The sequence below is a fragment of the Dapis purpurea BLCC-M126 genome (assembly GCF_050015975.1).
GTDB lineage: Bacteria > Cyanobacteriota > Cyanobacteriia > Cyanobacteriales > Microcoleaceae > Trichodesmium.
In genome coordinates this window covers 35,961-48,936 of sequence record NZ_JBNHER010000095.1, presented here as the reverse complement: position 1 = coordinate 48,936, position 12,976 = coordinate 35,961, and the positions used below count along the sequence as shown (strand labels likewise).

The following is a 12,976-nucleotide window of genomic DNA, read 5'->3' as shown; positions in this document are numbered from 1 at the left end:
CCAGAGGTAATTCCACCTAATCCTCCTGGTAATAACAACGAAGTTCCTAATACCCTAACTACTATAACTCCTGATGTAATTTCAATTACTACACCTAGTAATAACGATCAAACTACTAATACCCAAACTGCTAAAGAAAAAATCAAAGAATTAGAATTTGCCAACATTACACCTAGTTCACAAATGAATAATGATAGCAATTTCCTAACACTAAGTACCACAGAGGAAACATTAGAATTTTTAGAAGGAAGGCGTACCAACGAATATTCAAATTACCTTGGAAGAGATTTTAACGGACAATTAATTAGTATCAAAAATATCCGAGAAGTCTTAAGTAGTATAGCAAATAAAACAGGAACAAAACCTGGAATTATTTATGTTCACACTTACACAGAACAATTACAACTGGTATTATACATGGAAAACAGTCAGCCAATTGTTAAAATAATATCAGATTTCAACCGACGAAAACTGATTAATGCTGTGCGAAAGTTACGGGCAAAAATCACGCGAGGTAGTCTTGATAGTGATGAATATCTGTTGCCAGCACAACAATTATATGATTGGCTCATCGCACCCATATCAGCAGAATTAGAAGCCGCGAATATTGATACTTTACTATTCAGTATGGATCAAGGTTTACGAACTTTACCTGTAGCAGTATTACATGATGGGGAACAATTTCTGATTGAAAAATATAGCCTCAGTTTAATTCCCACTATTAGTTTAATGGACATTAATTATCGCCCACTTCAAGATACCAGAGTATTAGCAATGGGAGCAAGTGAATTTACGTCTCAAAGTCCCTTACCAGCAGTACCTGTGGAGTTAGAAACTATTTCCCAAAAATTGTGGCAAGGTAGTCAATTCGTGAATCAAGAATTTACTCGCGATAACTTGGTAACTGAACGCAAAAAATATCCTTATCCTATTATTCACCTAGCGACTCATGCAGAATTTTTAACTGGCCAGGCTAGTAATTCATTTATTCAACTATGGGGATCGGAGCAAATAAAGTTAGACCAGATTAGGGAGTTAGGCTGGAATGAACCCCCAGTAGAATTGTTAGTATTGTCTGCTTGTCGTACTGCTTTTGGAGATAGAAATGCAGAATTAGGGTTTGCTGGCTTCGCAGTAGCAGCAGGAGTCAAGTCAGCTTTAGCAAGTATTTGGTATGTGAGCGATCAAGGTACATTAGGGTTAATGACAGAGTTTTATAGTCATTTGAATAATGCCAAGATTAAGGCAGAGGCGTTAAGACAAGCCCAGCTAGCAATGTTGCGAGGGGAAGTGGTTATTGTAGATGGGGAGTTAAGGGGAAGTGGAGCGCGTAGTGCTGTGGTGTTACCATCAGCGTTAGGAAAGTTTGGGAATCAAAATTTTTCCCATCCTTATTATTGGGCGGGGTTTACTATGATTGGTAGTCCTTGGTAGGGTGATTTCAGTAGTATGGGAGTAGGGGAAAAATTCAAATATATTTTCTCCAAACCAAATATTTTATTTATACCTAATCATCCTGACATGATATAACAAGCAGGATACTTGTGTTACCAAAATTACTAACAGGCAAAGTGCCTTTAACAAATAATAAAATTTTACACCTCATATCAAATCCACTTGATTTGGTATAAAACAATGTTCCATCTTCAGCTACTAAATATGCACGCTTATCTCCCCACCTCCTCACACCCCTAACCCTTCCGACACTCTTTATCTAACTTACACCAATGCTACCAGATTTGATATCACGCGCCTCCGAAACTGCCGTAAATGTAGTATCAAGGAAATCTAAAAAAGACTCCCTTGATTTCTTGATTTCCGGCAAAATTGAGTAAAATTCCCCAATATGGTCTCCAACAAAGCCAACAGAGCACAGAGCAACTAACTGATACTGAGCTAAACCAAAACAAAACTAGACTCTAGTAACAGAATCTTTTTTCAATACATTCACACCCTTACCATTACCATTAACAGAAACATCCAACTGCGGGCGACTCTCCTTACCAACAAACAATTTCTTCAACCAATGGAGAAAATTATCAATGTAAGTAAACCACACAGGTACTACCACTAATGTTAACAATGTAGAAGTAGTTAATCCACCAATAACAGCGATCGCCATCGGACTTCTTTCTGCTCCTCCTGCTCCTAATTCTAAAGCTATGGGTAACATCCCGGCAATAGTAGAAAGGGTTGTCATCAAAATTGGTCGTAACCGAGAAATTCCAGCTTCACGCACTGCATGAAATTGAGACATTCCTTGTTTTTCATTTGCCAAGGAAGAGTCTACTAACAAAATTGCATTTTTGGTCACCAAACCCATCAGCAGTACAATTCCAATTAAAGCAAACAAACCTAACTCCTTCTGGAAAATCATCAACCCTAACAATGCACCACCAATAGATAATGGTAACGCAACTAAAATCACTATTGGATACAGAAAATTATTGTATAGCAACACTAAAATTGCATAAATACATAATATTGCCAAACCTAATGCACCCAAAAACCCACTAAAAATATCCATCATAATTTTGGCCTCACCATCAGACTCTTCAGTGACATCAGGAGGAAGTGGGTTCATTGCTGGTAATGATTTCACTGCTGTTAGTCCATCTCCGAGAGAAATATCCTGTAAGTTTGCCTCAAAGGAAACTTGACGATAACGGTTAAAACGGTTGATTTCCGCAGGTCCACTACCAATAGTAATTTCAGCCACTGCTGACAATGGTACTAACCCACCATTTTGACTGGGAATGCGTAAATTCTTAATTGCATCTAAGTCATTTCTAAATTCCTCTGCTAACTGTACCCGAATAGGAATTTGACGGTCTGCCAGATCGAACTTAGCTAAATTACTGTCAATATCCCCTAGAGTAGCTAAAGAAGCAGTACGAGCGATCGCTTGTACTGAAACTCCTAAATCTCCTGCTCTAGCAGGTAATGGTTTAATCAAAATCTCTGGTTTGACTAAACTAGCACTGGAAGTCACATCCACCAACCCCGGAACTTCTCGCATTTGTTTTTCCAAAGCATCCGATGTCTGTTGCAAAGCAACTGCATTTTCACTCTTCAGAACAATTTTTAAATCCTTATCACCACCACCTGGACCTTGACTAGCAAAATGAATTCGTGCTCCTGGAATATTCTGAAATAGTGGTCGTATCTGTTGTTCAAATTCTTTTTCAGAAATATTTCGTTCTTGTCTAGGTAAGATGGTAACGTATAATCTACCTTTGTACACAACTCCACCGCTTCTACTACCTAGATCGGCAAACACACTGGTAACAAGTGGATTTTCCTGAAATAGTTGCATTGTTTGTTGTGCAACTTGTTCAGTTTCTGCTAAAGTTGAACCAGGAGGCAATTCTATATCAACTATACTCACTCCCGATTCTTCTCCACCTGTTAATCCTTTCGGCAGCAGTGGCACGAGTTGCAAGCTACCAATAAAGAATACTAAAGCAATAACTAAGGTGATAATTTTATGGCGCAACGCCCAAGTTAATAACTGACTGTAAGGACGAATTTTTCTTTGTTTATGGTTTTGTTCTGGAAAACAAGGAGATGTTTCCAGTCTTCTCTGTTTCAATAACCGCGCTCCTAACATTGGTGTCATTGTAATAGCGACTAATGTGGAAAACATAGTTGCGACTGCTACCGTAATGCCGAAAGGTTTAAAAAATTGCCCCGGTATCCCACCCATAAATGCCACGGGTAAGAAGACTGCAACTATTGTGGCAGTTGTTGCAACCACCGCAAAACCAATTTCTGCTGACCCATCCAAAGCTGCTTGGAATGGTTTTTTCCCCTTATCAATATGCTGTTCAATATTCTCGATCATACAGATAGCATCATCTACCAAATTTCCCATTGCTAATGCTAGCGCTAACAAGGTCATCCCATCTAAGGTGTAGTTGAGGGTTTTCATTACTAAAAAAGTAGGGAGTATTGATAGAGGTAATGCTACTGCTGTTACTAAAGTTGGTCGCCAGTCTCGTAAAAATAGACCTACAATGATTACAGTAAGTATGGAACCAATAACTAAAGCGTCTATGGATGCTTGATATGATTCCTCAATTTCTGTTGCCTTTGTAAAAATTAGTTGCAAGTTTACATCTGCTGGCAATATTTTCTCAAGTTCGGCAACTGCTTCCTGCACATTTCTTTCTACAGTAACTAAGGTACTACCTGTGCTACGAAGTACCCCGAAAGCTACAACCGGTTTACCAATATTATTTGTTTCTGAGTCTTGGTTGGAACTATTTTTTTCTAATAACCAAGCTGTTTCTCTAGTTTCCCCAAAACCATCAATAACTTGACCTACGCTCGAAAGGGGAACTGCACTACCAGAAGGCAGAATAATTTGATATTCTTTCAATGCTTCTACTGTGTCAGCACTCCCTAAAGTCCGAATACTTTTTTCTGTACCTCCTGTTTGAGAACGTCCTCCTGGTATATTGGTATTCAAAGCGCGAATTTGATCGTTGACTTGAGTAGCAGTAATACCAAGACTTTCTAGTCTTTCTGGACTCAGTTCGATAAGTATTTCACGGTCAACTCCCCCAATACGGTTGATTTGAGAAACACCGGTAACATTAAGAATAGCGCGACTAATTTCTTTATCAACTAATTCGCTTAACTCTTCTACAGAACGTTTGTCAGAGGTGACGGCGTAGCTCATTATTGGGCCTCCTCCAGCAAAATCTACTCTTTTAACGATAGGATCATCAATGTCTCGGGGTAAATCTTGGCGAATTTCATCTATGGCATTGCGAACATCATTGGTGGCGCGATCGCTATCTACTGCTAAGTCAAACTCAATTATAGTTGTGGACACTCCATCATCTACTTCTGAGGTGAGTTTTTCGATATTTCCCAAACCTGCTACAGCATCTTCAACTTTTTTTGTTACTTGAGTTTCTAGTTCTGTAGGACCTGCTCCTTGTTGTCTTACTGTGACTGATACTAAGGGAATATCAATATTAGGTAGATTATCTATTCCTAATTGGAAAAAGGACATTAATCCTACTACTGTTAAAACGAGAAACATGACAAGAGTAGGAACTGGTTTTTTTATTGACCAAGCTGATAATTGAAATGACATGGTTAATTCAAAATGTGAAAGTAAAAAATCAAAATTTAAGAGTATTCATACCAAAATACAAAATTTTGGCTTACTTCTGGTAAATACTAATTGTGATGGTGTTTTCTCTCTAAATACTTAATTATTTGAGTTAATATGTAACTCTTGAAATTGGGATAAAATTTTTCCTACCCAACTATAATAGGTTGATTTTAGTCAATAACTTTAACTATATCTCCATCTTTGAGATATCCTGCACCTGATACTACTACTTTAGTACCTAACTCTAAACCATTTTTTATTTCAATTTTTGCATTAGCTAAATCACTATTCTTACTCAAAATTTTTCCTATTTCTACAGGTACGGCTTTAACTTGATTATTGTTTTGCAAAACATAAACAATAGACTGCCCATCTGCTTGAGGTAATACTGCTTTTGCTGGAATTTTTAATCCTTGATTTGTTGCAGTTGTAATTATTGCTCGTAAAAACATTCCTGGTCGTAATAAATTACTATTAGGCAAATCTATTTTGACAGTTGCTTCGCGAGTTTTTTCATTAACTAATGGTGCTATTTCTCTCACTATTCCTGACATTTTGATCCGACTATCAGCATCAGAACTAATTTTAACTTTTGTACCTATTTTCACCTGTGGTAATTGAGTTTCTGGTACTTCTAATTGTAGTTCTAATTGATTGTCTTTAATAATTGAAAACAACATTTTATTACTAGAAGTTACATCACCAACACGAGCTATTCGTTCGGCTATTATACCGTTTGCGGGTGCTTTCATTAAAGTCTGTGCTAGTTGAGTTTGTCTCTCTTCTAGACGAGCTTCGTCACTGCTAACATTTGCTCTAGCGCTGTCAATATTTGATAATGCACTTTCAACTTCTGCTCTAGCACTACTTACATTAGCTTTGGCGCTATTGACTTTGGCTTCTGCACTCCGTAGTTGAGCCATTGAACTACTGAGACTTGCTTCTGCACTCTCTACTCTTGCTTCTGCACTGCTAACGTTTGAGTTGGCAATGTCAACTTTGGCTTTAGCGCTACTAACGTTAGCATCAGCAATATCAATTTTGGCTTTGGCGCTATCAATATTAGCATCAGCAATTTCAACTTTAGCTTTAGCACTATTAATATTAGCTTCAGCAACTCGCACCCCTTCTCTTGCTGTTTTCACCGTAGTGCTACGAGTTTCTAATTCTTGAGAAGAAATAACACCTTCTGCTCTTAGGGTTTGATATCTTTCAAAATCTCTCATTGCTTGTTCTTTGTTGGCTCTGGCTTCTGCTAATTTTGCTTCGGTTTGGGCAACAGATGCTAGAGCATCATTACGACTTGCTTGGGTTTGTTTGAGAGCAGCAACAGCATCATCCCGACTTGCTTGAGCTTGTTTGAGAGCAGCAACAGCATCATCTCGACTCGCTTTTGTTTGCTTTAACCCAGCTATCGCCTCATCTCTACCTGCTTTTGCCTGAGTAATAGCAGCTTTAACACCATCGCGATCTGCAATTGCTTGTTCCCAAGCAGCAGTTGCTTGCTCTACTCCTACTTTAGTTTTGCTGTGAGCAGCTCTTCTTTGCTCTACTTCACTCCTAGCAGATGCTACTTGAGATTTTGCCTGGTTAATTTGCGATTTTAAAACGGAGTCATCCAGAATTGCCATTACTTGGCCTTGAGTAACTTTTTCTCCTTCATCTACTAAGACTTGTTTAATTTGCAACCCATTCGCTTGTGGTAACACTGGCAATAGATCAAAAGCAACAACGTTACCTGTAGCATCAAGGGTACGTTCTACTGTTGCTAATTCTACGTTGGCTACTGTTACACTGATGGTGGGAGTCAAGTTTGTCTCGACTGGAGCTGTAGTAGTTTGTGTAGAAGTGCTATTAGCTTCTGTATTTTGCTTTGGTTTGGAAAGTAGCTGCATACTTACCACACTAGCAATTACACCAATGGCAATACCAGGAATTAATCCTTTCCATCCTCCTCTCTTTTTTTGACCGGGAAATTCTTTGGTGTCATTAATGTTCTCCTTATCTTCTTCTGCTTTAGAATAGAGATTCTGGCCATCTATGTTGTAAATCTCTGCTTGGTTAGAATCATCTACACGATCGCTCTGTTGCTTTTTTATGATATTTTCTGGTATAATAACTTCCTTCAATTTACTTACCCCTATCTACATTTACATTGTAAAGAAAAATTATAGTTTTGCTATATCTATTTAAATTACACAGTAATTTGTATAGAACTGTTCCTAACTCTGGTCTAATGTACTTAATTACCTTGACTATTGCAAACTAGAGAAAAAATGAAATAAGAAATTAACAAACAACTCAAACAACTACAATAAAAATTAAATCTAAAAAAATTGAAATTAGTTAAGTGAAAAATATGTTTAATGCCACCGAAATACTAATTAGTTCATTTGTCGAAAAAATTAAGGAAGGCTACCATCGCACTTACGGGGGTTATAAGTCTAATTACGAAGAAATTATTGGTTGGGCAGGAAATATGGCACTAGAAAATATTGCCAATAGTGATGCCCTTTACCATAATGTTGAGCATACTATTTTAGTGACTCTTGTCGGCCAAGAAATTTTAAGGGGAAAACATATTCGAGAAGGAGGTGTGGCCTGCGAAGATTGGTTACACTATATTATTTCTTTAGTTTGCCATGATATTGGATATGTAAAGGGAGTTTGTCGGCAAGATAAAAAAGGTTGGTATGCTACAGGAAGGGGAGATGAAATGGTTAATTTACCTTTAGGTTCTACTGATGCTAGTTTGACTCCTTATCATGTGGATAGAGCAAAATTATTTATTAACGAAAGATTTGGTGGTCATAAACTGATTGATGTAGAAATAATTAAACAAAATATTGAATTAACTCGCTTTCCTGTTCCAAAAGAATCAGATCATCAAGATACCGTTAATTATCCAGGTTTAGTGCGGGCAGCAGATTTAATAGGTCAGTTAAGTGACCCCCGCTACCTTAAGAAAATAGGTTATTTATTTTACGAATTTGAGGAGACAGGTTTTAACCAAAAGGTAGGATATAAAAATCCCAGCGATCTGCTTGATAATTATCCCCAGTTTTTTTGGCAAGGGGTTCATCCTTATATAGAAAAAGCTCTGAAATATTTATCACTAACACAGCAAGGTAAACAAATTATTGCTAATCTTTACTCCAATGTATTTGTTGTGGAGCATGACCCTTCTCAAAAGATTGGTGTTTAGAAGTTAGGAAGTTATGGAGTTAGGAGCTTGGGAAATCTGAAATACATCTGGTCTATTTTTGTTAGGTGGGAAAGACTTAAGATTTTATATATCAGTAATTATCCGAATTTAATATGATACTAATGTCAATTTCATAAGTATCTAGTACCAGTATGCGGAAGTTATGTATTAGTCAAAAATCAAAAGTAGCCTGATTAGGCTTTTAAGATTTTGCAACTGGTCAATTATTTCGGCTATCCTGAACTACATAAAATTAATTACCATTATTTATTCCCTTTATTTTTTCAAACTTATGCTTTTCCGCTTAAGAGAATTTGTGACTAATTTTACACAACTACTTACAGCGCATTCTGTGGTTGATGAAGTACAAACTTAATTTAAAATTTTGTAGAAGTAGGGAATATGAAAAAGTGGATTCAGTAACAATAAATATATCTGATTACCAAATATAATTATTAGATATTAATTATTTCAAGAACCAAATTATCTATTGGCAAAGAGTTTTATTTTTTTTAATATGTCTGTCCTATTCAATAATTAACAATTAATAATTATCTCTCCTTAAAGAAGCATTCAGAACTCAGTGGTTACTTTTTAAAAGTTTAGAAGGAAATTTAAACTGCTGAAAAACTATCCAGCTAACGGGACTTACACAAAAAAGGAGCAAAAAATAGGATCAAATATAGATAGCTAGAAGCTTTTACGTCGAAAAGGTATAATTCTTTTATTACCAAGGGTTCTATACATTTTTAGGGCTTTGACGTAATTCCCTTATCTAGAATGACTTTTCCTACGGAATGCTGCGCAAACAAGCATTTTTCTGACCATAAATTGTGTAAGTTCCACTAACTGAACAAAGAATTTACACAATAGCTAAAAAAGCTGATAGCTAGTTAAAAATAAGAGGATTGACTAAAAATCTTTTTTGCGCCTTAATATGTATAAGCTTTAAACTTTAATTCTTTGGTAAAACCAATTTACTACTCATAGTAAATATACAAATAATTTGGCTTAAATACTTATACAATACTTCGATAATTAGTTATAATTAAGCTATACTAATTAGTAGCTTAATCAAGTTCTACAAAGCTATCATCCTGTAATAAATTTTGCTACAGTATAATATCTTACTCAATTACCCATTACTAACCTTATGAATGTTATATTTTCACCTCTTCAACGGTTTTTAATTACATGGCTTTTATTATTAGTAGCAGGGTGGTTTACTATTGGAGCAATAAGTTATATAGGTGAAATAGTCAGTATTTTGATTACAGCAGGATTAGTAGCATTTTTGCTCAACTATCCGGTGGCTAGATTACAAATATTTTTGCCTCGAAGTTTCGCAGCAGGTTTGGTATATTTAATGGCTGCTTTAATAGTGTTAGTTATTGGTTTAACTATTGTGCCACCAGTATTTAATCAAGCTCGACAATTGTGGTTAAATTTTCCAGAGTTGTTAGAGTCAGCAAGATTACAATTGACAGAATTTCAAGCCTGGAGTGAATTTAATAATTTACCCTTCGATGTCGGGATTTTGCAACAGCAACTATCAGCAAAAGCTCAAGAAGAAATCGAGGCGATCGCTGCTACTAGTTTTGGTTTAGTATTAGGAACGGTTAACTGGTTTTTCGACTTAATCTTAATCTTAGTAATCTCCTTTTATATGCTTCTAGATGGAGAAAGAGTCTGGGATAATCTTACCAGTATTATTGCTCCAAAAGTACGAGATGTATTTACACAATCTCTAGAAGGTAATCTTCAAAGTTTTGTTTCTGGGCAGTTGCTATTAGGTTTATTTATGGCAACTACTTTGTCTCTAGCTTTTTGGTTCCTTGGTGTTCCCTATTTCTTATTATTTGCAGTATTTATAGGTGCAATGGAATTAATTCCATTTATTGGAGCAACTTTGGGCATTGGTACTGTGGGTATTGTTGTAGCATTTATAGATTTGTGGTTAACATTAAAAGTCCTAATAGTAGCGATCGCTATGCAACAAATTAAAGATAATATAGTTGCTCCTAGAATCATGGGTAATTTAACTGGACTTAGCCCAGTAATTATTTTTGCAGCATTACTATTAGGTGGTAGAATAGGAGGACTATTAGGAGTAATACTAGCAATTCCTCTAACAGGAGTTCTGAAAAGTATTGTGGAAGTTTTGTTAAATCCTAAACTACCACCCCAAACAGGTTCTTTTTTTTATAATCCTCTGGATGAAGAAGGGGATATGGGGAGATAAGGAGATGGGGGGATGGGGGATTGAATGGTGAAGTACAGATAGAGTTAAAAACATATATTGTTTATATAGTTAGTGTTTTAAATTATTCGTAAATATCTAGGAAAGTCAAAGAATTACTAAATAAGGACAGTGAGTTTACATCTCAAAAAAAATGCTATATAACCGGATTATAGATAATATAAAATCTGAGTAATTATTTATTTTATGACTTTAGGAGTCATTTTAGTTATTAGTACCTCTGAAAATTTTTTGAACACTAATTATCAAGATAATTGATTCTTGATTGATATAACATCTGTCTGATAGAATAAAATACCATCATTATGCTATTGTACATTTAGTTTTTATTATACAAATGTCAGAAATTTAGAGTAGACAAAGAAAGCGATAAAACAGAAAGGAAAATCTAAAACTTTCTTAGTTGATTTCCATAAGAGTATAGTTCCCAACTTTTTAATCTTTTTGTTTTCTTCCTTACTCTTTATTCCCTACTCCCTATTTAGACTATTAGAACTATGAAATGGTGGAAAAATCTTAAAAAAAATCCTTTAGCAAAATTTGGTGCATTATTACTATTAATTTTTTATCTAGTAGTAATTACTGCTGACTTTATTGCCCCCTATGATCCCTACACATCTCAACCTAACGGTTCCCTACTACCGCCTACTCAAATTTACTGGCAAAACCAAGCAGGTGAGTTTATTGGACTCCACGTTTACCCCACAACTCAAGGCCCTGTAGATTTAGAAACTGGACTCCGGGAGTTAAACGTAGAGTTTGATCAACCATCTCCTCTCGGTTTATTTGTCCAAGGAACGCCCTATAAACTCTTGGGTATTTTGCCCTGGGATCGACATTTCTTCGGAACTACAGGTGAAGCAAAATTTAACTTACTAGGTACTGATGAACAAGCAAGAGACCAATTTAGTCGTTTACTTTTTGGTGGTAGGATTAGTTTATTTATCGGTTTAGTAGGAATTACTATCTACTTTCCCCTCGGAATGATTATTGGTGGAATTTCTGGTTACTTTGGTGGTTGGATAGATAGTATTTTGATGCGTTTCGCTGAAGTATTAATGACAATTCCAGGTATATATTTATTAGTGGCACTTGCTGCTGTATTACCTCCTGGTTTAACCAGTGCCCAAAGATTTCTCTTAATTGTGGTTATTACTTCATTTATTAGTTGGGCAGGGTTAGCTAGGGTCATTCGTGGACAAGTATTATCTATCAAAGAACGAGAATTTGTTCAAGCAGTAAGGGCGATGGGAGCAAATTCTTTTTATATTATTGTTCGTCATGTATTGCCCCAAACGGCAACTTATGTAATTATTTCAGCAACTTTAGCCATTCCTAGCTTTATTATCTCAGAATCAGTTTTAAGTTTGATTGGTTTAGGTATTCAACAACCAGACCCCTCCTGGGGAAATATGTTATCCTTGGCCACAAATGCTTCTATTTTAGTGTTACAACCTTGGTTGGTATGGCCTCCAGCATTATTGATTATTTTGACGGTATTAGCATTTAATTTATTAGGAGATGGGTTGCGAGATGCTCTAGATCCAAGAAATTTACAAAGGTAATTTAACAATTAATAATGGATAATTGATATACAGAGCTTTAAAGCATCTCGTTTTAAGGAGAAAAAATTCCTAGGAGATTTCCGTATAATTTAAAAATCTAAAATGCTCTAAAATAGGTAGAAAATTTAAGGCTTTTTCTCATTATGTTTGTATGATTTTTTCATCAGATGAGATAAGAACATTATTATCGTTTTTTGCTGTTATCATTTCATTGGTATCATTCTACTTTACGCGACGAAATTGAATACAGTCAAATCGACCAATTATTTTTGCCTATATTGTTGCAAATTATCTTTGCAAGAACCAACTTGACAATGTGGGCACATTCTATGATTTAGTAGTATCAAATAAAGGAAATCGTCCGGCAGTAAAGATTTGTCTACATTCTTCACCATAGGAGATTAAAAATATTTTTGAAGATGGAATTAACAGCGAAGATGAAGCTACCAGAAAATTCAAAATTGAACAAATTGAGAATTGTTTTTATCCAAAAAGTGAAATTATTTTATTAGAACATCGTGAAAAATTATCCACTGCTTTTGGAGGTACTTTTGAAGCTGATGTTAGATTTGGAGCTACTGTTAGAAAAAAATGATTAAAATTTGGTTCAACTATTGATATTTCAATAACTTACTTTAATTTAGATGGTCGTTCATTTAAGTCTAAATTACCTCTTCAAATATCTCCAAGAGAGTATTTTTCAAGAATTACATAGAAAAATGTAAAAATTTTTAAGTAGTTTATAGATGGAGATGAAATTATTGAAGCAATATCAAATTCTTTAATAAATTAGTTTATACTGAAGAAATTAATCTGAA

At 35.5% G+C, this 12,976-nt stretch carries 6 protein-coding genes; 4 read left to right on the top strand and 2 right to left on the bottom strand.

Annotation, left to right across the window (positions count from 1 at the left end; translation table 11 throughout):
- The coding region (locus ACP6PL_RS08865) for a CHAT domain-containing protein (protein WP_426544657.1) at window positions 1-1,434 on the top strand (1,434 nt) is incomplete at its 5' end.
- A gap of 478 nt (window positions 1,435-1,912) precedes the next feature.
- Here ACP6PL_RS08865 and ACP6PL_RS08860 read toward each other — a convergent pair.
- Complete coding sequence (locus tag ACP6PL_RS08860; protein ID WP_426544655.1) at window positions 1,913-5,107, bottom strand: efflux RND transporter permease subunit; 3,195 nt, start codon at window positions 5,105-5,107, stop codon at window positions 1,913-1,915.
- A gap of 191 nt (window positions 5,108-5,298) precedes the next feature.
- Entirely contained in the window at window positions 5,299-7,257 is a 1,959-nt protein-coding gene (locus tag ACP6PL_RS08855) for an efflux RND transporter periplasmic adaptor subunit (RefSeq protein ID WP_426544653.1), read from the bottom strand.
- Window positions 7,258-7,487: 230 nt separating this feature from the next.
- Here ACP6PL_RS08855 and ACP6PL_RS08850 point away from each other — a divergent pair, with 230 nt between their 5' ends.
- From ACP6PL_RS08850 to ACP6PL_RS08840, 3 genes are all read left to right on the top strand, one after another.
- Window positions 7,488-8,333: an Npun_R2479 family HD domain-containing metalloprotein gene (locus tag ACP6PL_RS08850; RefSeq protein WP_426544651.1), complete on the top strand. Its 846-nt coding sequence runs from the start codon at window positions 7,488-7,490 to the stop codon at window positions 8,331-8,333.
- A 1,153-nt stretch (window positions 8,334-9,486) separates the two neighbouring features.
- Window positions 9,487-10,575, top strand: coding sequence for an AI-2E family transporter (locus ACP6PL_RS08845; RefSeq protein ID WP_426544649.1), 1,089 nt, complete (start codon window positions 9,487-9,489; stop codon window positions 10,573-10,575).
- Between the two features lie 515 nt (window positions 10,576-11,090).
- A complete protein-coding gene (locus tag ACP6PL_RS08840; protein WP_426544647.1) occupies window positions 11,091-12,158 on the top strand; it encodes an ABC transporter permease in 1,068 nt (355 codons plus the stop codon).
- The last annotated feature ends 818 nt before the right edge of the window (window positions 12,159-12,976 follow it).